The organism is Marinicella meishanensis (assembly GCF_019931145.1).
Classification (GTDB): Bacteria; Pseudomonadota; Gammaproteobacteria; order Xanthomonadales; family Marinicellaceae; genus Marinicella; species Marinicella meishanensis.
The window spans coordinates 1-25,150 of sequence record NZ_JAIOUV010000002.1; the positions used below are offsets into that span (position 1 = coordinate 1).

Genomic DNA, 25,150 nt, shown 5'->3' on the forward strand with positions numbered 1-25,150 from the left:
CAATGTAAACCCCTTTGTGACAAATTAATGAAATTAATTCCTAACCACAGCCAAACAACTCAGCGCAAAACCAGTACTGACGCGGGGTTGTTGATAAATGGGGTTGCTCAGGAAATTTTCAAGCGCCGGCCCTGGCTGCAGGCCGGGGTCAGGTGTTCAGACTTTTTGTAGGCTTTGCATCTGTTGATAAGCCATTGGCAAGGCATACTGCATGCCAGACATGCCATCAACAAAGCGACCGGCCAACAACTCGCCCCGGGCTTCCAAGCGCTGCAATTCAAATGACACCTGGCGCCACTTGATCGGCATCTCTTCCCAATTCCAAATGTCGTAACTCAAGACCCCATAACGGTTGATCATCATGGTCAGGTAATCTTGGGTACTGGCGTCTTTCTGCGGTATCACGCTCCAGCGCCCCATCATCTCCAAGTAGCCGAGGTTGCCAGCATGCTTTTTGGCCTTCAGCAATTGCCGGCGTCGCTCGGCCGGAGACAGCACAAAAACCCGCAAGGCTTGAAAACCATCGGCCACCACCAACCCTTGTTTGATCAATTGAATCAACACCTGTTCCAGCTCCACCGGCAAGAGGCCGGTGGCTTGCAACAACTCGCGGAAAAATTGTGCCCCACCGGCCTGCATGGTTTGCAACACATGTTGAGACTTGGGGTTCAACATGGCAGCTTCGATGGTGGCTGGGAACAGATGGGCTTGCCGGTTCTCCAAAAAAGTGAAAGCAGTTTTTTGGATGGTCATTTGGTTCAAATCGCTGGACACGTATTTGTCTTTGGCCCGCTTCCAAATGAACTGACCGCTTTGGCACAACATGTCCAGCATCATGCCATGGTAATCTTGCACCCGTGGTTGCAGCACCTCCTGCTCCCACTGGGGGGCCAAGGTGGCATAGCCTTGCCATTGTTGCAACACCCGGGACAAGCCTTCCACCCCACTGACCGGCGCCGTCAAAAATTGCCAATCGGCCAGAAAATCACCATAGGCATCGGCCGACAAGGTCTTGACTGCACGCCGCAGCCCGCGTTGTTGGGTTTGGCGCAAGCGGGCCAGGTGGTGACGCTCAATCCAATGGTCGGCATACACCCCATCATCAGTCCAGTGGAACGCCACCCCTTGTACTTCCAACAGCATCAAGGTCTGTTGTAACAGACTGGCCCCCAAAGGCAGGCGTTGGCGCAATTGTTCAAAGCCAATCAAGCCACTGATGCTCAAGCGGTGGCTGACCAAACTGGCCCAATCTTCGGGGCCCAACTGGGCTGGATCGGCTTGCCAGCGGTCCAATAGATCTTGGTGGCGTGGGCTGTGAATCACGGTTTGGTCTTCGATGGTGCGGCTGACCAGCCGTCCGGCCGCCAACAATTGTTCGAGGTCGTGGGCATGGGGCTCGGCCTCGTCAGGCCACACCAAGCCATGGAAATAAGCCCATTCTTGTAATTCGTCCAAATCCCGCACCGGTGGCATGGCGGTGGCGTTGAATTGTTGCAAATCGGCATCGTGCATGCGGGTGGGTGCAAAGGACTGATCCAATGACTGGCTGTGGATGGCCAGTGTGCGGCGCTCTTCTGCGGGCGCCTCGTCCAGAAAGGCGTAGTTGCGGGCATTGATGATGGCCAGTGAAGTGGGTGATGGCGTGTGGCTGTCGACAAAGTGCATGTTGACCCGACCCGCCTCAATGTCGGCCAACAGCTGGGCCAATCCGGTTATGTCCATGATGCCTTCGGTGCAGTCCCATAAGGTTTGTTCCACCAACGGGTGGTCAGGCACTGTTCGATTACCAGCAATGTTTTCAGCGCAAGCAATTTGCTCAGGAAAAATTTCAGCCACCAAGTCCTCCGCTGCATTGCGTTGGAATTGGGGCAACACCTTTTTGTCTCCGCGGCGGCGTTTAACGGCCAAGGCCACCGACGCATTCCAACGCCATTGGGTGACAAAAAAGGGGGTGTCCAACAGGGCCTGGATCAAAGTTTCTTTGACGGTATCCGGCTGCAAGTATGATTGCACGGTGGGTAATTCAAAACTGTGCGTTGAACTTAATGACAGAATCAAAGCATCTTCCAGGGCCGCCGCTTGCAATTCAAAATTAAACTGACGGCAGAATTTTTTGCGCAGCGACAAGCCCCAAGCCCGGTTAATCCGTGAACCATAGACCGAATGGATCACCAAATGCATGTCGTTGTTGCCGTCAAAGAACCGCTCCACCACAATGTCTTGCTGGGATGGGAACAGGCCCAATACGTCGGCTGTCTTGGCGGCGTAATTGTGCAATTGAGCCACGCCGGACTCATTGACTGGTAAGTCTTGCCACCAGTTCTGGTCATCGGACGACTGATTGCACTCCTGGCGCAAATCAGACACCGCCTGACTCAATTCATCTGAGCGCCACATTTGCACCCCAAACCAAAAGGGGATGTTGGGCGGTTGCCCGGCGGCGTCTTCCACAAACACGGTGCCGGTTTGTACTTTGAGGATGCGGTAAGAATGGTTGCCCAATTGAAAGATGTCACCGGGGATGCTCTCGAAGGAAAAGTCTTCATTCAAAGTACCGATTTTCAAATCCTCAGGTAACAGCCGCACATCGTAGTCAAACTGATCCGGGATGGTGCCGCCATTGAGCAAGGCTGTTAATGCTGCCGCTTTGCGGGGGCGGATTTCTGCCAATGTCTCATCATAAAACAGCAAGGCCCGCTGAAAAGTGGCGCGACCCGAATACCCCTGATCCAACATGGTCACCACTTGCATGAATTTGTCTTCGCTCAATTCGCGGTACAAAGAAGCGGTTTTGAACAAGTGATACAGTCGTTTGACCGGCCAAGGTCGTTGCGAAACTTCGGCCACGATCTGTTGTGCCAAGACATCCAAGGGTTGATGCGGAAATTCAGTGTGTTCCAATTGATCGCGGTCAATGGCCCGCCGCATGGCCGTGGCCTCCAACAAATCATCGATGGTCAACGGATACAAACGCCCTTCGGGCACCCGATTCACGCCATGGCCTGAACGCCCCACCCGCTGCAAAAAGGCTTGAATGCTGCCGGGCGATCCCAATTGACAGACCAAATCCACATCACCGATGTCGATACCCAATTCCAAGGAAGCGGTGGCCACTATGGCTTTGAGCTGGCCGGCTTTGAGGGCCTGCTCGGCTTGCAACCGGTGTTCTTTGGCCAAGGAGCCATGGTGGGCCGTGACGGCCTCTTCACCGAGCCGCTCGGCCAGGTGCTTGGCCACCCGTTCGGCCAGTCGGCGGTTGTTAACGAACACCAAGGTGGTGCGGCGCTGGGCAATGACCTCAGCCAGCATCTGGTAAATTTCTCCCCACTGTTCATTGGACATGATGGGGGCCAATGGACTGGCCGGCAACTCGATGGACAATTGCATCTCACGCTTGTGGCCCATATTAACGATGGCCGCATGCTCCGCATGAAGAATGTAATCCCGCATTCGTTCCAACGGTCGCTGGGTGGCCGAAATGGCGATGCGTTGTGGCCGTCGAATACTGAGTGCTTCCAAGCGCATCAAACTCAACAACAAATGGGCCCCGCGCTTGTTGGGCGCCAAGGCATGCACCTCGTCAATGATGACCGTTTGTACCGGTGGCATCATCGCCCGACCGGCTTTGGAAGTGAGGATGTTATATAAGGACTCCGGTGTGGTGACCAGGATGTGTGGTGGTTGCCGTTTGATTTTTTCCCGTTCGTGGCTGGGGGTGTCGCCAGTCCACACCGCCGAAGTGATGGCGCCACCGACCTGTTCATTGATCGCGGCCAAGGGTTGCTGCAGGTTGAGGTTGATGTCATTGGACAAGGCTTTCAGCGGTGACACGTAGATCACTTGCAAACCCAGGTCAGCACCACCACCCAATTCCAAAACCTGGTTGATGGCTGACAAAAAAGCCGCCAAGGTTTTGCCCGAACCGGTGGGGGCTGAAATCAACACATCCAAGCCTTGACCGATTTCCTGCCAAGCGGCTGCTTGGACGGGCGTGGGCTCTTTGAATTGAGCCGCTAACCACTGGTTGATGATTGGATTAAACATTTGGCAAAGCGGGCCTTAACAATTATAATGCGGCGGTTGAACGTTAATTAGCATACACAGGATAATTCATGAGTGATCAAGATTCGATATTTTTCAGAAACTTTTCCATTTTGCTGGCCGCTTTGGTGGTCTTCACCATCTTGCTGATTTGGTTTGGGGTGGCGATGCAAAATAATCTGGTGGCCAATGTGCAAGGCCAAGCCGATCGCAGCTCGATCCAAGAATTGATCAAACCCGTGGCCGCTGTGAACACCGACCCCAATGCCGTTGCTGCTGCACCGGTTGAGGCAGTCATCGCCTTCGATGGTTCATTGGATGGCGAAATGATTTACAACAACGTCTGTATGGCTTGCCACACCACCGGTGCTGGCGGCGCCCCCAAATTGGTGGCTGCCGAATGGGAAACCCGTTTGGACAAAGGCATGGATGCGGTGATTGCCCAAGCCATCAACGGCTTCATGGGTGAAGCGGGCTTGATGCCAGCCAAAGGCGGTCGTGCCGACCTCAGCGATGAGCAAGTCAAAGTCGCGGTCGAATTCATGACCTCACATCTGGAATGATGCCATTCAAACACAGATCTGAAAAAAGCGGGTTCTCCCGCTTTTTTTGTGCCCATTCACGTCAGCTTGTACCCAGCTGACACCTCTGTTCAGGCCATTTGAGGCTGAGAACCAATCATTGCTCTCATCGCCAGGCAACTGGCCGATGCTTTTTATCCCCACCCGCCAGATTGTGGTAACATGAATGAACAAAGGGGGTGGCTGGTTGATTCTGTTGCGACCAAAGACAATCACCACCTGTGTGTGAAACATCGATGTTGGTTGGGTGGCCATGCGGCTAATGACTGAAACAGACCGGGTGCGAAAAGCTGCCGCCATGCCAGCGGCCAGTCGCCGTCAGCGGCCGTCATGGCAAGTTTGGTGGCTGTTGTGTTTGACTGGTTTGTTAACCGGCTGTGGCTTGGATTACCACAGTGATGTCAAAGTGCCTTTGCAGATTGAAATGGCCTGGTTACCGGCCGCCGCGCAACACCATGACCGCTCATTGAGCCCATCTTCTTTGGACACGATGTCATTCACCGCGTTCAATGCCGACCAGTTGTTGCCATTCAGCACGGATCGCTCCCAAGTGCTGCTCAAGATCACCCCATTGTCATCACCGCCAGGGGTCACTGAGTACACGCTGTCGGCCTACCCCAAGTACCTCAGTCAAGTCGACCATTTCTACCAGACAATAACCGGTGAACGCTCTGAGCGCCACACGCAGTTCCGCAATCGCCACACCGACAGCCGCCATTTTTCGAGTCAAAAGTTTGCTTTCAGCATCGACGACTCGGCTTTGGAAAACACCCACTACTTGTTGATTCAATCGGAAAATCCGCGTTATGTCAAAGTTGAATTGAGCGACGCCCCCTCCTACATCCAGGCCGATTCTCAATGGGCCCAACTCACCACCTTCTTGTACAGCATCATGGTGGCGATGATCTTGTTCAATGCCATTTTCTATCTCTACAACAAAGACCGCTCGTATTTGTTATACACCTTATATATGTCCACAGCGTTGTTGGCTTTGCTGTGGCAAGAAGGCAAAATCAATGAATACAGTTGGTTCGCTTGGGAGCTGATGGGACCGCGCAGTGGTTTGATTTATTTGGCCTTGGCTGACTTGACCGCCAACGCCTTCTTCTATCGTTTCATGCGCCTGGATTGGCGGCGCAGTTGGCTGGTCAAAGGCGTGCTGTTGTGCGTGCTGTTGCGGCTGGCTTTGGTGACATACGCCCTGGTGCAATACCATGGCATGGGCGAGTTAAATTACCCATCGGTCAGCGCCTGGTTCAACGTCAGCATCCTGCTGTCCAGTTTGCTGGTGTGGATCATCATGCTGCGTCACACGCTGGCTGGTCAACCTCAGGTGAAGTATTTGTTTGTGGCCTGGACCGTGTTGATCGCGGCCGTCAGTTTGCGCATTTGGTTCTCCACCAACCCCCACCCCGACTTGATTTGGATGGCCCACAGCTATGAATGGGCGGTGATGTTGGAGGGCTTGATTTTGGCTTTCGCCATGGCCAACCGAACCTTGAAGGTGCGTGAACAAAGGGACCAGGCTGTGAGCCAAAAAAACCAGGCCGAACGGTCCATACAGCAACACGAAATGATCACCCAATTCCAGCGTGAAATACAGGAATTGGTGAAAAACCCCACCTTGGAGGCCGATGAGGTGACAGAAAAGATCAACATCAAATTTCACCTGTTGATCAACCGAGCCTTCCCGGTGAAAAATTCTTTGTTGCACGTGGATCAAACCCTGCAAGGATTCTGTACCACCGGCTTAAGCAACCAAGATTTGGCGTTGCTGGCTTTCAAATTCAATCAGGTGTTCACCACCAATGACCGCAACCAAATCAGACAACACGTCATCATGAGCCACAAACAACAGAAGATGATGCTGCTGTACCTGCCTTTGGACCCCAGCAAATATGCCGACACCCGCTTTGTGTTTGGCCTGAAGAAAAACATGCCAATCAGCGCGGTGATGATACAAGACCTGCAATCCTTTTGTGAGGATGCTTATGCGGTTTTGATGCAAGCCAAGGAAATGCACGATGTGGCCTTGGCCGCGAACCTCGACAGCATGACGGGTTGTCACAACAGCAGCAGTGTGAAGAAAATCATCAATGAGTCATTGCGCCATGCCAGTCGCACCACCCTGGCCTACATCGATCTGGACAATTTGAAATCGATCAACGACCAGCACAGCCATGCGGTGGGTGATGAATGCATCATTGACTTTGTGGGCTTGTTGCGTTTCCATTTGCACGAAAAAGCCAAGCTTGGACGCACCGGCGGCGATGAATTTGTGGCCATTTTCTCAGATGTGGCGTTCGAAAGCTGCGAACAAATCATGGAAGACTTCATCACCCAACTGGCTGCAGAGCCACTGAGCGACCACGATCTGCAGGCCACCTGCAGTGTGGGTTTGGCCGAATCCAGGTTACACGACACCCAAGAATCCTTGTTGCACAAAGCCGATACCGCCATGTATCAAGCCAAACAACAAGGGCGCAATCAGGTTTGTGTGTACGAGGCAACGATGGAACAACCGACCGCACAAAAGGCCTGAGCCAGTTGCTCAATCACAGGGCTGTGGTCCAACCATGCAAATCTGGGCTGAGCCCATGTTGAATGCCGGTCAAAGCATCACGCAACTGCATCGACCGGTTGCCGACCCCGCCATCACCCACTTGATGGGGTTGCCCTTGATAGACCAAAGTACCAACCGGCGACAGCACCGCAGCGGTGCCCGACAAGAAGGCTTCGCTGTCTGGGGCCCAAGACAACAACTCGGCAACTGTGTAGTCAATTTCATGCACCACCAAACCCAGATCCTGGGCCAGTTGCAAGATGGAATTTCGGGTGATGCCTGGCAAAATTGAACCGTCGAGTTTTTTGGTGATCAAGTCGTTGCCTTTGATCAAGATGAAATTGGCTGCACCGGTTTCTTGCACTTGGCCACCCGGACAAAACAACACCTGGTCCGCCCCATGCTCAGCCCGGGCACGGATGACCGAACCCAAAGAAGCGGCGTAATTGCCCCCGGTTTTGACTTGGCCAAACTTGGGTGTCGACCGCATGTTCTCATCGTCAATCAACAATTTCAGCGGCCGCACCCCACCGGCAAAGTAATCACCGACAGGTGAGGTGATGACATACAACAACGCCTCTTTCGACCCGCGGCCAGCGGCGCCAATGTGACTTTCGGTGCCAATCAAAGTGGGTCGAATGTACAGGGCTCCAGGCAAGGCTGGGATGTCATCGGTCACCGCCTGAACGGCGGCCAAAATGGCCGATTCCAACAACTCGGCACTGGGCACCGGCAAGCACAAGGCTTGGGCGCTGTTGCGCAGGCGTTGGATGTTGTCCTGATGGCGGAACAAGTGGATTGAACCATCAGCCCAACGGTAGGCCTTCAAGCCCTCAAAGCAGGTGCTGGAATAATGCAACACATGGGTGGCTGGGTGCAAACTGAATGGACCCAGCGGCTGGACTGCCACTTCGCTCCATTGCTCATGGGTAAATCGTGATACCGCCATTTGGTCGGTGAAAGTTTGTCCAAACTCAGCCATGGGAAAGTGTCCAGTTCAAAGAGAAGGGGTATTGTACCTGAAGCGTTTTCTGGTTGGAACTGTAGACCAGGCAGATTCACCCACGGTGGCCGCAATCGTCCACATATCCGATTATTTTGAAATCAGTTTTTGCCGTATTTGTTGATCAATTGAATCCATTTTCCTGACAGTTTTGAAATTTTATGACCGCCATTTAAGCATGCCTAATCATCATCGAAGTTGTCTGCTTCAAGCAGCACACAGTGCAACTTTTCATATTCCATGACCTTTCGCTGATTGAGTTGAAAATCATCACAGGTTGTTTGGTCTCGCTCTTAATAAACAAAAGTTCTGGCGACTTCTAATTCAGTTTCATGCCGGTCATGATGGATTTCAAAACCGATCACTTGGTTGCTGTACGGAACAGTCGAAGTTTTGACGCCGTCAATCACCAAATCCATGATTTGTTGATGACCCAATCCGGCGGCATCTGGTACCGACACTTCATGACAACTGGCCACCTCAATTTCGATCAAATGATCCACTGGTTCACAGCACATGCAAAGCAATCGCTCGGCTTTAACTGTGCCTGAACCAACGAGCAACAACAAGCCACTGTACACCAGATACTGCACCGATTTTAGCCATTCAAACATGTCTGTCCTTGCTGGTCGCCAGGGTGAATCTTGGCCTCAAGCCGCGTGCTCGAAGTTTTCTTTTTGGTGGGTCTCGGCGTTTTTCAAACTGCTGATTTGGTTTTGACTGTCAACAAACACCAAGTTGGGTTGGTGGGTCTTGGCGGCTTCGGCATCCATCGAGCAGTAAGCGGCCAGGATCACCAGGTCACCGGCTTGGTTGTGACGGGCGGCGGCACCGTTCAGACAAATTTCACCCGGACCCCCTTCGATCACATAGGTGGTCAGTCGCGAGCCTGAGTTGCAATTGAGCACGTCGATTTGTTGGTTGATCAACAAGCCTGCGGCTTTGATTAATTGTGGACAAATTGACACCGAACCCTCGTAGTTGAGGTTGGCATCGGTCACCGTGGCGCGGTGAATTTTGCTGTGCAACATGGTCAAGTTCATGAATTTTTCTCCTGATTGATTTTGGCTGCCAGATAGAGGCCTTTGAGCACCAGATCTGGAATGATTTCGTTGAATATGTCGGCATTGCGGAACACAGAGGTGAAGCCACCGGTGCCGATGATGAGTGGTTTTTTGCCTTTGAATGATTGGGCCGATAAACCGGCGATGATTTCGCGCATGGCCCCTTGGGCCCCGAAAAACAAACCCGACTGGATGCTTTCATGGGTTGACCGCCCCAACACCTCATGGCGCTGGACGATTTCCACCGCACTCAATTTCGAGGCCCCAGACTCCAGCGCTTTCATCGACATTTTCATGCCGGGCAAGATCACCCCGCCCATGTACTGGCGCTCGACCGAGACGGCACAAAAGGTGGTGGCGGTGCCCAGGTCGATGATGATCACATCCTGACCCGGGAACAAATGCGTCACCGCTATGGCGTTGGCGATGCGGTCGGCGCCCACTTCCAAAGGATTGCGGTAGCCGATTTGCAAGCCGGTTTTGACCCCGGCTTGCAAGATAAAGGGTTCCAAATTGAAATATTTTTGGCAACAGGCATTGATTGGGTACTGCACTTCGGGCACCACCGAACACAAAGCGATCGATTCGATCTGCTGATGGTCAATGTCGTTCTCACGCAACACGCTGCGCAAAAACACCCCGTATTCGTCGGAAGAGGCGCCGGTTTTGGAAGCCATTCTGAATTGCACCAACAATTCATCGTTGTCGAACACCCCGCCGTGCATGTGGCTGTTGCCAATGTCCAAACACAGCATCATGCCACTGCCTCCAATTGCTGCAAGACCACATCGGCCAACGCGCGGATGTCCACGCAAGAGGTGTGCTCACTGGATTTTTGGTGCAAACAGAACCCGTGTTCACAATCGTTAAACTCATTCAAATCATTGTGTGCCACCAGATCAATCACCGCTTGACCCAACAATTTGTCGATGGCTTTTTGGCGCACCGCTGGGTCCAAAGAGTTGGTCAACTTAAAGGCCACCACCAGTGTGTTGGGGTTCTTGGACCAGTGTTTGATCTGTGAAACCAATTTCGGTTGTTTCTTCAATTGCAGCTGCATGGTGTCGGCGGTGGGCAATTTGACGTCACGTCCGGCGGCCAATTGTTGACCGTCCAGAATCACGGCATCGACTTTGAAATCACTGACGGCGGCGGCTTGGAACACCGCATCGTAATGCTCGTTGGCCAAGGCTTGTTGCATCGCTGCAGACAAATCATCAAAGGTTTCGTAAGGCACCCGTTTGCATTCACGCATCGGCTGGATGGCGTTGCGGGCACCAATCCACGTCACCTGATGGCCCAACTGGGACAAATAATCCACCAGTTCAGCGCCGGTGCGGCCGCTGGAGCAGTTGCCGATGTAGCGCACCCCATCGATGTATTCTTTGGTGCCACCGGCTGTGACCAGTATGTTCATTGCAATGTCTCCATGAATTGGATGATGTCCGCCACTTCAGGCAGACGCCCTTCACCTTGTTCGCCACAGGCCAAATCGCCGGCAACCGGCGGCATCATTTTGACCCCCCAAGTCTGCAGCTTTTGGACCGCCGCTTGGGTGGCCGGATACTGCCACATCATGGCGTTCATGGCCGGCACCAGCACCATCGGTTTGCCCAGGCTGTGGGCCGCGACCCACACCGTACTGACCGCATCATCGGCAATGCCAGCAGCCAGTTTGTTGATGGCGTTGGCGGTGGCCGGACACAACACGATTTGATCGGCCCAACGACTGACGTGGATGTGATCCATCATGGCCCCGGCTTCGTATACTTGGGTCATCACGGTTTGGCCGCTGAGGCCTTCCAGCGTGGCCAAACCAACAAAATTCAGGGTGCCTGGGGTACACACCACTTTTACCTGATCACCTTGTTTCACCCATTCGGAGATCAAACCGGAGGCCTTGGCACAGGCAATCGAACCAGTCATCAACAGCAAACGATTCATGCGCCTGCTCCTGCCAGGAAAGGCACGTTGTCGATCAAACGGATCTCGCCCAATTTGGCCGCCACCAACAGGCGGTCCTGATACACTTCCAGGTAATCCAGGTCAAAGCCCAAATCGGCCAAGCGCTGTCTTTTGTCAGCCAGTGAGGTGTCGGCGGTTAAGGTGGCATACAGCTGTGGGGCAATTTTGCGTTCAATCGGCGACAGCCTGAGGTTGCGGGAACTCATGGCCAAGCCATCACTTTCACGGACCACTGGGCAAGGCACGATTTCAATCGGCAGGAAAAAGGCCTGCACCATGCCTTGGATCAAGGTCAGTTGTTGGAAGTCTTTTTCACCAAAGTAAGCCCGCGTGGGTTGCACCAGGTTGAACAGCTTCATGACCACCGACAAGACCCCATCAAAATGGCCGGCGCGGTGGGCACCGCAATACAAGCGACTCAATTCATTTTCAGCGACTTGGTAACGGTAATCATCGGGATACATGGTCTCTTGGTTGGGCAACAACACCGCCGTCACTCCGACATCTGCCAACTGTTGCAAGTCTTGTGCCAACGTGTTGGGGTAATGGGCCAAATCGCTGGCTTGGTCAAATTGGGTTGGGTTGACAAAAATGCTGACCACCACTTGGTCGTTGTTGGCCAAAGCGGCTTCCACCAAAGTCAGGTGCCCGCGATGCAAGGCCCCCATGGTGGGCACAAAGCCCACAGTGCCTTTGGCGTCTTGGCGCCAAGCTTGTAGGGCTGAAATGTCAGTCAATCGTTGCATCTGTGGGATCCTCAGTATTGTTCCTCAGGGCCCGGAAACTGCTGTCCTTTGACGTCCTTGGCATAGGCATTGAAGGCATGCAAAAACAACTGTTCGGTGTCTAGGTAGCGGCGCAAAAACTTGGGACTGAATTGCGATGAAAACCCCAGCATGTCCTGCAGCACCAAGACCTGACCATCAACCGCGGCCCCGGCACCGATGCCGATGGTGATCAGCTCGGTGTGTTTGACCAGTTCCCGGGTCAAGGCATCGGGCACGCATTCCAGCACCACCGCAAAACAACCCAATTGTTCCAGGGTTTGGGCTTCTTGAATGATGCGCGCCTGGTCATCGGCCGATTTGCCCTGGACTTTGAAACCACCGAATTGGTTCACCGACTGCGGGGTCAAACCAATGTGGCCCATCACCGGAATGCCAGAATTAACGATGTGTTCAATCAACGCTTCATTGCCTTTGACCCCTTCCAGTTTGATGGCATGGGCACCGGCTTTCATCAGCGCTTCGACCGCCCGCATGTTTTCATCCAATGATTTGCGATAGGACAGAAATGGCAAATCACCAATGATGAATTTATCGGGGGCTCCTTTGGCCACGGCGCGCACGTGTTGGGCCATGGTCTGATAATCAATTGGCAAAGTGGAATTTTCACCGTGCATCACCATGGCCGCCGAATCACCAACCAAGATCATTTCCACCGCTGACTGGTTCATGATGCGGGCGGTGGAGAAGTCATAACAGGTCAGCATGGAGAGTTTCTCACCGGCCTGTTGCTTGGCGATCAATTGCTTGATGTTGCTCATGACTGCCACCGTTGTTGCTCACTGGGTAACTGATGCCAGTCGTAAAATGATTGGTAAATGTCGCCCAAGGGGTGGCCTTTGAGGGCTTGCAGGTGTTTGTTGATGGTGTCGACATCACCACGGACAAAGGGGCCGGTGGCCGAATGCACCGGATCATTGATGAAGTTTTCGGTGTTTTGCCGCAGATAGGCCGACATCAGATCTGCTGGCAAATCGATGGCTGGCAAGGCTTCGCCGATGTGTTTCCACAACATTTGGCTGAAGTTTCCGGCCATCACACAATAGGCATGATAGATGGCTTTGTGTATCGGCTGGATGCTGTGTACGGGGTTATTGAATTTGGGGAACACGGCTTTGAACTCGACCCCTTGGTCCACCACAAAGGGAATGGCTTGATACACCGACAAATCATAGGGTTTGGCGCCAAAGGTCATCAATGGATGAATGCCCTGGGCCAGGGTGGTGACCAAAGATCCGGAAAAATGCACACATCGTTTGTGTTGTAAGCAGGGGTTGTTGCGGATGAACGATTCGATTTGGTCATCTGGCAACAAAACCACCACCGTGCGAACATCTTCGACCACCGCAGCCAAGCTGCGTTTGGGTTGGGTTTGGATCAATGCTTTGAGTTTGCGCTTAAAATTGGCCAGGCGTGAGGCCGGCTGGAAGCCAGACCGTGGGGCGGACGCCGAGCGGCGCCATTGAATGTACGGCTGCTTCACCAATTGGCAATAATGCATCAGGTGACGCGCCATTTTGCCATCCCCGATGATGGCGATTGTTTCAGGTACCTGTCGATTCACAGATCAAGTCCTCATGTGTTGGGCGATCAAGTTGGCACCCGGTGCCGCTCAATCGAAAAGTTCAGTCACTGTTCACCAAGAATCAGTGCTGTGCTTATTATATGTGCCCGAAGCTGAATATCAAGTGAATCACAACCGAAGTGGTCGCCCTGATCAGGCCACCGAAGCCAAAAACTCGCGGATCGCATCCAAAAACATCTGCACCGCAATGGCAATCAAAATCATGCCCATCAAACGCTCGATGGCAATCATGCCATTTTTACCCAAATATTTTTGCATGGCGGTGGCCGAGAACAAGATGACGGCTGAGATCAACCAAGCAATGAACAAGGCAACGGCCAACACATCGAATTGGTCCGGGTGTTTGCTGGCCAGCAGGATCAAGGTGGCGAGGATCGAAGGTCCAGCCACCAAAGGAATGGCCATAGGCACCAAAAACGGCGCCTCATCCACCGCCTCTTCTTCACCGTATTGTTTGCTGGCGGGGAAAATCATGCGCAAAGCAATGATGAACAGGATGATGGCCCCGGCCAAGGACACCGACACCTGCTCCAAATGCAGAAAATCAAGCATCTGTTTGCCAAAAAACAAAAACAGGAACAAGATGACCAGGGCCAACAACAACTCACGGGCCAAGACCCGGTAACGGTGCTCGACTTTTTCCAATTGCGACAAAAAGATGGGGATGTTGCCCAATGGGTCCAAAATCAAAAACAACAATATGGTGGCAGATAATATGTCCATCATTGACTCCATTAAATAAAAAGACCGGTTGCCAACAAGTCAGCAACCGGTCGTGTCAGGTGTTGCTGATCGGCGGTATCAGAAGGGCCAGAGGTCACGCCACTTCAGCACATCGGTTTCCAGGTCAATCTTCCCGTTTTGTAAGTAGCTGTGATTGGGGAAATTGGTGCTGAGCATGGCATAACTTTGATTCGCCAGCTCGCTTTCATCCATCTTTTTATAGGACTCCACCATCAAAGCCAGGGCATTGCCCACAGCTGGGGTGTCCTGGAAAGATTCCAACACAAACTTGGCACGATTCACTGCCGCAATCGGCGCACCACGGCGCAGATAATATGACGCCACCTGTACCTCATAGGCCGCCAATTGGTTCTTCAAATAAACCATGCGCTTGCGGGCATCGGGGGCGTATGAACTTTCTGGGTAACGTTCAATGAAGTTTTTGAACGCGGTGAAGGCATTGCGGATGTTGTCCTGGTTGCGGTCTGCAGCTTTGTCTGGATTGACCCGCTGCATGTAACCCCGGTCACTGTCAAAATAAATCAGACCTTTTAAATAATAGGCATAATCCAAATTCTTGTGGGCTGGGTAGTTCTTGACAAAGCGATCCACGGTCGAGACGGCTTGCTCCATCTGATACATTTTGTATTGGGCATAAGCCAATTCCAGATAGCCTTGTTCGGTGTAATGTCCGAATGGGTAATGCGAACGCAAGGCTTTGTACTTATCGGCTGCCGTTGACCAAACCCCGGCATCCAAGGCGCGTTTGGCCCCCAGGTACATTTCCAAAGCGGACAATTTGGTCACTTCCACTTCTCTGACGTCGTCTTTTTTGCCACAACCTTGCAGCACCAACAAAGCCAACATCAACACAGCGGTGAATTTCATAAAACGTCTTTTGTTGTGATCCAACATATCGATTCCTCTTTCCAGCACGGGCCCGATGGGGCCAGCGCAAAACGGACACCTTATCCGTCAGTGGTTTAAATAAATGTTAAAACGCAAAAATTTTCTTGGTTTAACTGAATTGGGTCAAGTTAAAATAGCGCCATGGATGACACAGACCACAAAGTGCAGCGGCAGTTTCATGTCACGGCCGAATCTACAGGATTGCGACTTGATCAATTTTTGACCCAACAATTCCCCGATCACTCCAGAGCACACATACAACAATGGATCAAACAAGGCGGGGTTAAAATCAACGGCCATAATACCAAAAGCAAAACCCTTTTGAAAGGTTTTGAAGTGATCGACCTGGAAGTCGTGTTGGAGCCAGCGGTCAACGATCAGCCAGAAGCCATGGCTTTGGACATCGTGTATGAGGATCCGCACCTGTTGATTGTAAACAAACCAGCCGGCTTGGTGGTGCATCCTGGCAGCGGCAATCCCAATGGCACCTTACTCAATGGTTTGTTGGCTTTGGGTGAACAACAGGCCATGCTGACCCGTGCTGGGATCGTGCATCGACTGGACAAAGACACCTCCGGCTTGATGGTGGTGGCGAAAACGTCTGAATGTCAATTGAAACTGATTGAGCTGCTGAAAACCCATGACATCAAACGCCAATACTTTTGTGTGGCCAAAGGCCGCATCAAACAAGGTGGAACGGTGCACAATCAACTGGGCCGCCACCCATCACAACGCATCAAAATGGCGGTGGTGCTGAATGGCAAAGAAGCCATCACCCATTATGCACCCCATGAGCAGTTTGATCATTACACCAGTTTACAAGTGAACTTAGAGACCGGTCGCACCCACCAGATCAGGGTCCACATGCACCACTTGGGTCATCCATTGGTGGGCGATCCCTTGTATGGCAACCCCAAACGGGTGGATGCCGAAGTCGATGCCGAGCTGAAAACCCTGATTCGCGAATTCCCACGCCAAGCCCTGCATGCCGAGCGGCTGGAGTTTGTACATCCCATCACAAATAAGCCCATTGAGGCCCATGCCGAATTACCTGACGATTTGTGTCAACTGATCGATGATTTGGCATTTTTAGACCAAAAACACTCAGATTTTGACGAATTTGAGGTGGAATACGTCGAATAATTGAATAAATGTGAGCATTTGCTCGCATTTTCCGCTAATATTTACTTATTGGAAAATTATCTAACGGGGTCAATTATTCAATTCCTAGATACTTGTGGCTTTACTCCCTCTTCCACATAACTACTTCGATTGGCCCTTTCTTTTTCACCCCGACCTGACAGTTCACCGACCATTCTGATGACTGATTTGATTGAACCTTGGTCACGTCCAGCGCACGTGGCGGCCCTGCAAACCACCCGCACGTGGCAGCAGAACCCAAATTTCAGCGCACACCCTAAGCACAGCCAAGCCTCAGATTTGCAACGATTGGTCGAGCAATTCGCATTGCCCCATGAACCGCGGTATCTGCACCAAGTCCACGGCCACCAAGTCATCGAATACAGCCAACCACAACAACAATCTTTGGCCATCCAGGCCGATGCCTGTTTCACCCGCGAATATGGGGTGGTGTGTGCGGTGATGACGGCCGATTGTTTGCCAGTGCTGTTGACCGACACCGAAGGCTCTTTTGTGGCGGCGGTGCATTGTGGCTGGCGCAGTTTGTACGCCCAAATTTTGACCAACACTTTGGCTCAGATCCAACCACCAGCTGACGTTTTGGCTTGGTTGGGCCCTTGTATCCAACGACCCCAATATCAAGTGGACCTGGATTTTGTGGCACACTTTTTGCAACGGCACCCCCATGCTGAAGCCGCCTTTGACCCACCTGACTCACTGGGCAAATGCCGGGCAGACTTGGTGGCATTGGCCCGCATGGAATTGCAGGCATTGGGCGTGCGACAAATCACCCAGGACCCAACCTGCACTTTCCTGAGCCCCAAGCACCATTCCTGGCGGCGGGACCAAGCGCCCGAACGCATGGCCAGCCTGATCTGGCTCAACCACCCCAGTGGTTAGGCGCTGTGACTTTCGGCACAGACAATGTGTGGTGGTGATTGATACAATTTAATCATTGTACCTGCCCTGAGATGTCCTCATGAAACTGACAGAAGCCTCCTTATCCAATCGCGTAGCAGTGATGGTGGCCATCATCCTGGTGGTCATCTTTGGTGGCATCAGTTTGTCCCGCTTACCGGTCCAAATGGCCCCCAATGTGGAACGTCCCACCATCAGCATCACCACCACCTGGCCAGGCGCCGCGCCTGAAGAGGTGGAATCTGAAATCCTCGAACTGCAAGAAAATGTGTTTCGTGGCATGCCAGGGGTCGAACGCATGTCGGCCACTGCCAGTTATTCTTCGGCCAACATCAACATGGAGTTTGATGCCGATGTGGACATGCAGCGTTCCTTGTTGGAAGTGATCAATCGGCTCAACCAAGTACCCGCCTACCCTGTGGATGCCAATGAACCGACCTTGCAAATCGGCGGCAATAACTTTGAGAAAGTGATTGCATGGTTTGCCATTCGGCCCAATGCGGATAACAGCCGTGACATTGTGACCTATCAGGATTTCATCAATGACAATGTGCTGCCCAAGTTTGAACAGATCAACGGTGTGTCATCGGCCAATGCCTTTGGTGGCCGGGCCTATGAAGTGCGCATCGAATACGACCCCTATCAAGCGGCGGCCTTGGGTGTGGACCTGACCCGCCTGAATGCCGTCGGCGGCAATTTCAGCAACACCTCAATGGGCACCAAAGACGTGGGTAAGCGCAAATACACCATGCGGTTTGAAAGCAAATACGATTACCAAGCCCTGGCCGATTATGTGATCGAGTGGCGCGATGGTTTGCCCATCTATCTGAAGGACATCGCTGAAATCAAATTTCAATTACAAGACCCCAGTGGTTTGATCATCCAAAACGGTGGACCCTCAATCGCCGCCAACATCATTCCCGAAGCCGGGGTTAATTTGTTGGACTTGATGGAAGACATCAAAATCAAAGTGGCCGAGGTCCAAGAATCGGTGTTGACCCCGGCGGGTTTGAACATCAAACAAGTATACGATGAATCGATCTACACCAAAGGCTCGGTGAGCATGGTCAGGAACAACCTGATTCTGGGCATGTTGTTGGCCATCTTCATCCTCTGGGCTTTCTTGCGCAAAACCACCCCGGCCTTAATTGTGGCCGTGGCCATCCCGATCTGTTTGATGGGTGCCTTCATCTTGTTGGATGCCTTTGGCCGCACTTTGAACATCATTTCATTGGCCGGCTTGGCTTTTGCCACCGGTATGGTGTTGGATGCCGCCATCGTGGTGTTGGAAAACATCATTCGCCATCGCGAAATGGGTAAACCCGCCAACGAAGCAGCACAGATTGGGGCGCAGCAAGTCTGGGGCGCCTTGTTGGCTTCCACCGCCACCACGGTGGCGATCTTTCTGCCGGTGGTGTTCCTCAAAGACGAAGCCGGTCAGTTGTTTACCGACCTGGCCTTAACCATTTCCATTTCGGTGATCTTTTCCTTATTGGTGGCCATCACGGTGTTGCCAGCAGCCACCGTGAAGTTGATCCACCGCAGTGACTTTGATGACAAACACACCACCTTATGGCGGACCATCACCAACTTCCTTGACCGCATGACCGGCACCCGCAGTCGGCAAATCGGTTGGGTGGCTGGTTTGGTGCTGGTGCCCTTAACCGTGGCCTATTTCATTCGACCACCGGCCGATTATCTGCCCGAGGGCAAACGCAATTTTTCGTTTGGCGGCATCCAAGCCCCGCCCGGCATGTCTTATGCCGTGGCGCGCGATGAATTGGCCGGGGTCGTGGCCGAGCGTTTGATGCCCTATTACGAGGGCACCCAATCCCCCAAAATTGAAAACTTTTTCTTTGGCGTGTTTGGGGGCGGTGGCTTCATGGGCTTCAAAATGGAAGACCCGGCTGAAGTGGACAACATGCTCAGAATCGTCAACTTTCAATTGCTGACCGGCATCCCGGATGCCCGTGGCTTCGCCGGCAGGGCTGGGGTCTTTGGTGGCGGCTCGAGGACCGGGCGCAGCATCAGTGTGGACATCCAAAGCGATGATTTCGACCTGTTATTGTCAGTCGGTCAAGAAGCCTATGACAAAGTGCAGCAGATGATCCCCCAAGTGCGCTTGAACACCACCCCGGGGCTTGAATTGGGCGCCCCTGAAATCAACATCAAACCCGATGACCGGGCCATTGCCGAAGCCGGCTGGTCGCGCAACCAACTCAATGCCGTGCTCAGGTCCTTGGGCACCGGGGCATTTGTCGGTGAATACTTTGACGGCAACAAACGCATGAACGTGGTGCTCAGGGCCGATCACTGGGACACCCCGGAAGAACTGGCCGCCACGCCCTTGTACACCGCCAATGGTGATGTGGTGCCGTTGGATGAATTGACTTTGATTCAACGCACCGCCGGCCCCACCCAAATCTTGCGCGTGGACCGAGCCCGGACCCTGACCCTACAAGTTACACCACCGTCTGACATGCCGTTGGAGTCAGCCATTGCCATGCTGAAACAAGAACTCACCCCATTCATTTTGGATCGCTTACCCAGTGGCAGCAGCGTGTCGTACCGCGGCACGGCCGAGGCCTTGGATGAGGCCTTGTCCAGTTTGTCCGGTTCTTTCTTGTTGGCCATTGTGATCTTGTACCTGTTGATCAGCGCCATGTTCCAATCTTTCAAAGACGCTTTGTTGGTGGTCACCACCCTGCCCATGGCCACCATCGGTGGTTTGTTGGGATTGCGCACCTTGGACTGGTCATTGCGCACCTTTGCCGAGTCCAGCCAATCGATGGATTTATTGACCATGATCGGCTTTGTGATCTTGTTGGGTTTGGTGGTCAACAATGCGATTTTGTTGGTGCTGCGGGCCCGTGACGCCGAAAAAATGGGCATGAGCACCGAAGAAGCCGTGGCCAATGCCGTGCGCTTGCGCCTCCGGCCCATCTTCATGAGCACCTTCACCAGCATCTTTGGTATGCTGCCGTTGTTGCTGATGCCCGGTGCCGGCACCGAGTTGTATCGCGGCTTGGCGGCGGTGATCGTGGGTGGTATGCTGATCAGCACTTTGTTCACTTTGTTGCTGTTACCCAGCTTACTGAAATTAACCGGCCAAAACAAACAGGAGCCTCAACTTGTTAACACGTAAATGCAAAACTGTCTGGACCGTACTGGCCTGTGCCACCGTGGTATTCAGTGCCTGGGCCCAACAGGGACCACCGACTTTTGTCAAAACCACCACTGCGGTGGCCATGGAAATGGCCCCCACCCGACTGGTAGCGGCTTACTCCAAAGCCCGTTTCATCACCACCATTCAAGCCGAATCCAGTGGTCGGGTGATTGAATTGGCTGACACCGGTGAAAGCCTGTTACAGGGTGAAGCCATGGGTTTGATTGCAGACGAAGCCTATGCCTTGCGATTGAGTGAACTGAGGGGCTCGATGGCCAGCCAGCAAGCCCAAGTCGATTTCCTCAAATCCGAATCGGTACGGCTCAAATCCTTGGAGAACCAAAACCTCACATCCGGCACAGCACTGGACCAAAACAAGGCCGATCTGAAAACCGCCCAAGCCGACTTGGAACAAGCCCAGTCTCGGTTCAAGCAACTGGAAAGTGACATCAGCAAGCTCACGCCCAAAGCCCCGTTTAACGCTTTTGTGACCCGACAAATTGCCCAGCCTGGCCAATTCCTGTCCAAAGGTGCTGACCTGTTGGAAATCATGTCGGCCGATGAAGTGGAAATCCTGGCGCAGTTACCATTCAAACTCAAATCGGTGATTCAAGTGGGCGACGTATGGCAATACATCGATGAAGCCGGAAACCCTCACCAAGCCCAAGTGGATCGCTTCATTCCTGCTGCCACCAGCAACAGCCGGCAAATCCAAGTGCATTTGGCCGATTTGTCAGGCGACTTATTGCCGGGCGAACCGATTCAATTGATGGTGCCAGAAAGCCTGCCCCAACCCGTCACTGCCGTACCCCGCGATGCCTTGGTTTTGCGCCGTGGTGGGGCCCATATTTTCACCATCAATGATGCCGGCCTGGCCACCAAAGTCTCCGTCAACACCGGTTTGGCCCAAGGCGATTTGATCGCGGTCGAAGGGGCCGTGGCTGCTGGCGACCAAGTGGTGATCCGGGGCAATGAACGGTTGCGCGACCAACAAACGGTGCAGGTGATGAATGGCGGGGCCCAAGCACCGGGTCAATGAGCCAGGGCCTGTTAACACCAATCAATACAGATTGATTTTACCTTCCATCGCTTGGATCACGGTGTCACCGAGCATTTTGAATTCTTTGCTGCGCGTGCTGCCTTTGCGCCAAGCCAATCCGATTTCTCGATAGGCATCAAATTCCAAGGCATCCACTTGGATCTCTTCGCGGTTGAACAGCGGTATTTTCAAAGCCATCTCAGGAATGAAACTGACACCCAAGTCTTGTTTCACCATTTCCACCAAGGTCAACAAACTGCTGGCAGAGAAGTGGCTGACTTTTTCGACGTTTTTGATGTGACAAGCACTGATCGCATGGTCGCGCAAACAATGACCATCATCCAACAACAGCACCGAACCTTCGCCGACGTCGTCGATGTCAAATTTTCTCCCATGTAACCATTTGTTGTTGGGCGATGAAATCAAACGAAAACGGTCTTTGAATAAGGTCAGTGTTTCGACACTGCGCATTTCATAGGGCAAGGCCAACAGAATCACGTCCAACTGACCACGCATCAAGCGGTCATAGATGTCAGATGATTTGCCCTCATGTATTTCCAGGTCCAAATCGGGGTAGTTGCGGGTCAGTTCTGGCAGCCAATCGGGCATCACAAAGGGACCAATGGTGGGGATCATGCCGACCGACAATTGACCGGATAATGGCAACAAATTGCCTTGGGCCAAGTCCAAAAGCTTCTTCATCTCGGCCATCACCGCTTGCGATTGTTGATAAATTTCATGCCCCAGATTGGTCACGGTGACGCTTTTGTTGGTGCGATCGACCAAACGACCACCCAAGGCATTTTCCAACTCTTTGATGGCCACGCTGAACGCCGATTGTGAAACAAAACAGCTGTCTGCGGCTTTGCCAAAATGATTGTGTTCGACCAAAGCGTTGAAGTATTTGAGTTGTTTGATGGTTGGTAAGTGCATGGTTCAGCCACTGGTTGGGTTCGAAGACTGGGTGAAGGTTTGCGCAATCATTGGATGTTCAATGGGTCGTTTGCAAGGCCCGGTCGACGATCTCATACACATTGGCAGACAAGGACACCACCCCATGGATGCGTTGCAATTCTTGCCGCATGCGCTGTTGGGTGTCCAGGTCGTGTTGTCGGTAATCATTGAACAAACTGACCAACCGGGCCGCTATTTGCGGATTGATGGCATCCAACGCAATCACCTGATCGGCCAAAAACGCATAGCCACTGCCATCCCGGGCATGAAACTGGGTGATGTTGCCGGCACAAAAAGCCCCGATCAAGCTGCGCACCACATTGGGGTTCTTCAGCGAGAAAACCGGTAACTCCATCAGTTGTTTAACGCGTTCCAAGGTGTCTGCCGCAGGGATGGTGGCTTGAATTGACAACCATTTGTTGATCACCAAGGCGTTGTCTTGCCACTGGGTGTAGTGCGCTCCTAACAGGTCCTCAAATCCATCAACTTGCTGGTGGGTCAAGGCGCTCAGGGCGCTGATTTTATCGGTGTAATTGTTGGCTTGGTGATATTGTTCTTTGGCCAAGCCGGCCAACTCGTTGACGCCGGGTGCCGGTGCCTGCAACAAATACCACAGGCATTGGTTTTTCAACCGGCGCTGCCCCACCTGTTCAGGGTTGACTTGGTAGTCTGCCGGCAAATGGTTTTGGTGATAAACACTGAGGAACTCCACTTGAAAGCGCTCTGCCAACAAGCGGATCATCCACTCTTTGGCTTGGTACAACTGGATCACATCCACTTCTTTCATGGACAGCATCAAAGCCTTCAATGAGGGCAAGGTGATCGCTTCAGCAATCAAAGCCGGATCCGATGAAGTGTCCAACAACACATGGCGGAATGAATCCAACAGTTGTTGGGGACATTGATATTCATCGGACTGCTGCAAAGCCTGGTAGCGGTTGACGATGACCTCCCCTTGCATGCGCTGCGCGGCGTCCCAGCGATTGAATGGGTCGGCATCGTATTTCATCAAAAAAGCCAATTGATCCAAACTCAATTGGCGTTGCACCACCACCGGTGCTGAAAAACCCTGAAACAAGGAACTGACCGGTTCATGGTCGATCTGATCATAGACCCAGGTTTGGGTCTGTTGTTTGAGTTGCACCACCTGACTGGTGCTGCCCTGGTCATCCAAAGCAAAGGGCACACCATCCTTGCCATACAAGGAAAACTTGACCGGGATGTGCATGGGTTGCCAGTCCTCATCGCCTTGATAACTGTCTGGTGCCTGTTGACTGAGGGTCAATTGATGTTGTCCTTGCTCGGCATCATATTGTTCTGTGACCGTCACCACTGGCGTGCCGTTTTGGGCGTACCACAGTTCAAATTGGCTGAGGTCAGTTTCATTGGCATCGGCCATGGCATGGCGAAAATCATCACAAGTGACGGCTTGGCCATCGTGCCGTTGAAAATACAGCTGCATGCCCCGTTGAAAACCGGCCTCACCCAACAAGGTGTGGTACATGCGCACCACTTCGGCCCCTTTTTCATAAACTGTCAAGGTATAAAAGTTGTTGATCTCCATGTACGAATCGGGTCGCACTGAATGGGACATGGGTGAGGCGTCTTCGGCAAATTGGGCAGCCCGCAAATACCGCACATCCTCGATGCGCTTGATGGCCCTGGATTGTAAATCTGAGGTGAATTCTTGATCACGAAACACCGTCAACCCTTCTTTCAAAGACAACTGAAACCAATCGCGGCAAGTGACCCGGTTGCCGGTCCAGTTGTGAAAGTATTCATGGCCAATCACCGCCTGAATGTTGATGAAATCTTGGTCTGTGGCGGTTTCAGTCTGGCCCAAAACATATTTTGAATTGAAGATGTTCAAGCCTTTGTTTTCCATCGCTCCCATGTTGAAGTCATCGGTGGCCACGATGTTGTAAACTGCCAGGTCATAAGCCAAATCAAAGCGCGTTTCATCCCACTTCATTGATTGTTTCAATGATTGCATGGCGAAATCACAGGCCGCGATGTTGTTGGGCTCGGTGTAAATGTTTAAAGCCACCTGATCGCCGGTTTGGGTGGTGAATTGATCGGTCACCACTGCCAGATCACCGGCCACCATGGCAAACAAATAACTCGGCTTGGGATGCGGATCCAACCATTTGGCATAGTGCCTACCCTGACCCAAATCACCGTTGGCCACTGGGTTGCCATTGGACAACAAGATGGGGTAGTGCTGTTTGTCCGCCACCACCGTCACCATGAATGGGGCCAACACATCGGGTCGGTCCAAATAGTAGGTGATTTTGCGGAAGCCCTCGGCCTCACACTGGGTCAGAAAAAACTGCCCCGACTGATACAAGCCTTCCAATGCGGTGTTTTTATGCGGATAAATGCGCACCGTGGTTTTCAATTCAAATGCGTCTGGTAACTGCTGCAAGGTCAAACCCACCGAAGACAATTCATAATCCCCTTCGGCCAATGGCTCGTCATCAATGGCAATCGACTCCAAGGTCAAATCCACCCCATCCAGGAACAGGTCACGACCCGGCTGGTCAGGGTTTTTGCTGAAATTGATGCGGGCTTTCACCAGGGTGTGATCCGGTGATACCATGAAAGCCAGATCAACAGACTTCACCCAAAAGTTGGGCGCCTGATAATCGCGGCGATGGATGACTTGTTTTTTGGCACTCATATCAGTTTGCTTGGTTTGCTGTGGCAGCTGAGTC

The 25,150-nt window shown here is 52.6% G+C and carries 20 protein-coding genes; 6 read left to right on the plus strand and 14 right to left on the minus strand.

Annotated features, from left to right (window positions below; all coding sequences use genetic code 11):
• Positions 1–156: 156 nt before the first annotated feature.
• A complete protein-coding gene (locus K7G70_RS02435) occupies positions 157–4,044 on the minus strand; it encodes a DEAD/DEAH box helicase (RefSeq protein WP_223787008.1) in 3,888 nt (1,295 codons plus the stop codon).
• A gap of 68 nt (positions 4,045–4,112) precedes the next feature.
• Here K7G70_RS02435 and K7G70_RS02440 point away from each other — a divergent pair, with 68 nt between their 5' ends.
• Both K7G70_RS02440 and K7G70_RS02445 read left to right on the plus strand, forming a co-directional pair.
• Entirely contained in the window at positions 4,113–4,604 is a 492-nt protein-coding gene (locus K7G70_RS02440; RefSeq protein ID WP_223787009.1) for a c-type cytochrome, read from the plus strand.
• Between the two features lie 280 nt (positions 4,605–4,884).
• Positions 4,885–7,164 carry a diguanylate cyclase gene (locus K7G70_RS02445; RefSeq protein ID WP_223787010.1) on the plus strand — a complete coding sequence of 760 codons (2,280 nt, stop codon included), beginning with the start codon at positions 4,885–4,887 and terminating at the stop codon, positions 7,162–7,164.
• Positions 7,165–7,177: 13 nt separating this feature from the next.
• Here K7G70_RS02445 and K7G70_RS02450 read toward each other — a convergent pair whose 3' ends face one another.
• The 11 genes from K7G70_RS02450 to K7G70_RS02500 form a co-directional block, all read right to left on the minus strand.
• Positions 7,178–8,167 carry a branched-chain amino acid aminotransferase gene (locus K7G70_RS02450; RefSeq protein WP_223787011.1) on the minus strand — a complete coding sequence of 330 codons (990 nt, stop codon included), beginning with the start codon at positions 8,165–8,167 and terminating at the stop codon, positions 7,178–7,180.
• A 314-nt stretch (positions 8,168–8,481) separates the two neighbouring features.
• Positions 8,482–8,802, minus strand: a complete 321-nt coding sequence (locus tag K7G70_RS02455; protein WP_223787012.1) for a hypothetical protein — start codon at positions 8,800–8,802, stop codon at positions 8,482–8,484.
• Positions 8,803–8,838: 36 nt separating this feature from the next.
• On the minus strand, positions 8,839–9,231 hold the full coding sequence (gene panD / locus K7G70_RS02460) for an aspartate 1-decarboxylase (protein WP_223787013.1): 393 nt from the start codon (positions 9,229–9,231) through the stop codon (positions 8,839–8,841).
• Positions 9,228–10,010, minus strand: a complete 783-nt coding sequence (locus K7G70_RS02465) for a type III pantothenate kinase (protein ID WP_223787014.1) — start codon at positions 10,008–10,010, stop codon at positions 9,228–9,230. Before K7G70_RS02465 ends, panD begins: the two co-directional genes overlap by 4 nt.
• Complete coding sequence (locus tag K7G70_RS02470) at positions 10,007–10,669, minus strand: phosphopantothenoylcysteine decarboxylase (protein WP_223787015.1); 663 nt, start codon at positions 10,667–10,669, stop codon at positions 10,007–10,009. The genes K7G70_RS02465 and K7G70_RS02470 overlap by 4 nt, the downstream gene beginning before the upstream one ends.
• Entirely contained in the window at positions 10,666–11,196 is a 531-nt protein-coding gene (locus tag K7G70_RS02475; protein WP_223787016.1) for a flavoprotein, read from the minus strand. The genes K7G70_RS02470 and K7G70_RS02475 overlap by 4 nt, the downstream gene beginning before the upstream one ends.
• Complete coding sequence (gene panC, locus K7G70_RS02480; RefSeq protein ID WP_223787017.1) at positions 11,193–11,963, minus strand: pantoate--beta-alanine ligase; 771 nt, start codon at positions 11,961–11,963, stop codon at positions 11,193–11,195. Before panC ends, K7G70_RS02475 begins: the two co-directional genes overlap by 4 nt.
• Positions 11,964–11,974: 11 nt before the next feature.
• Entirely contained in the window at positions 11,975–12,763 is a 789-nt protein-coding gene (gene panB, locus K7G70_RS02485) for a 3-methyl-2-oxobutanoate hydroxymethyltransferase (RefSeq protein WP_223787018.1), read from the minus strand.
• Complete coding sequence (locus tag K7G70_RS18040; RefSeq protein WP_223787019.1) at positions 12,760–13,485, minus strand: DUF2520 domain-containing protein; 726 nt, start codon at positions 13,483–13,485, stop codon at positions 12,760–12,762. Before K7G70_RS18040 ends, panB begins: the two co-directional genes overlap by 4 nt.
• Before the next feature lie 234 nt (positions 13,486–13,719).
• Complete coding sequence (locus K7G70_RS02495) at positions 13,720–14,310, minus strand: YhgN family NAAT transporter (RefSeq protein ID WP_255589822.1); 591 nt, start codon at positions 14,308–14,310, stop codon at positions 13,720–13,722.
• A gap of 78 nt (positions 14,311–14,388) precedes the next feature.
• Positions 14,389–15,198, minus strand: coding sequence for an outer membrane protein assembly factor BamD (locus K7G70_RS02500; RefSeq protein WP_223787021.1), 810 nt, complete (start codon positions 15,196–15,198; stop codon positions 14,389–14,391).
• A gap of 162 nt (positions 15,199–15,360) precedes the next feature.
• On the opposite strand from K7G70_RS02500, the gene rluD reads away from it, so the two are divergent.
• The 4 genes from rluD (at position 15,361) to K7G70_RS02520 (ending at position 21,482) form a co-directional block, all read left to right on the plus strand.
• On the plus strand, positions 15,361–16,362 hold the full coding sequence (rluD, locus tag K7G70_RS02505; RefSeq protein WP_223787022.1) for a 23S rRNA pseudouridine(1911/1915/1917) synthase RluD: 1,002 nt from the start codon (positions 15,361–15,363) through the stop codon (positions 16,360–16,362).
• Positions 16,363–16,539: 177 nt separating this feature from the next.
• On the plus strand, positions 16,540–17,259 hold the full coding sequence (gene pgeF / locus K7G70_RS02510; protein ID WP_223787023.1) for a peptidoglycan editing factor PgeF: 720 nt from the start codon (positions 16,540–16,542) through the stop codon (positions 17,257–17,259).
• 79 nt (positions 17,260–17,338) lie between these two features.
• Positions 17,339–20,422: an efflux RND transporter permease subunit gene (locus K7G70_RS02515; RefSeq protein ID WP_223787024.1), complete on the plus strand. Its 3,084-nt coding sequence runs from the start codon at positions 17,339–17,341 to the stop codon at positions 20,420–20,422.
• A complete protein-coding gene (locus K7G70_RS02520) occupies positions 20,409–21,482 on the plus strand; it encodes an efflux RND transporter periplasmic adaptor subunit (protein ID WP_223787025.1) in 1,074 nt (357 codons plus the stop codon). Before K7G70_RS02515 ends, K7G70_RS02520 begins: the two co-directional genes overlap by 14 nt.
• A gap of 21 nt (positions 21,483–21,503) precedes the next feature.
• On the opposite strand, the gene K7G70_RS02525 is transcribed toward K7G70_RS02520, so the two are convergent.
• Together K7G70_RS02525 and pepN are read right to left on the minus strand one after the other, a co-directional pair.
• Positions 21,504–22,415: a hydrogen peroxide-inducible genes activator gene (locus K7G70_RS02525; RefSeq protein WP_223787026.1), complete on the minus strand. Its 912-nt coding sequence runs from the start codon at positions 22,413–22,415 to the stop codon at positions 21,504–21,506.
• Positions 22,416–22,473: 58 nt separating this feature from the next.
• The gene (gene pepN, locus K7G70_RS02530) at positions 22,474–25,116 is read right to left on the minus strand and encodes an aminopeptidase N (RefSeq protein ID WP_223787027.1); all 2,643 of its coding nucleotides are present in this window, start codon (positions 25,114–25,116) and stop codon (positions 22,474–22,476) included.
• Positions 25,117–25,150 lie beyond the last annotated feature (34 nt).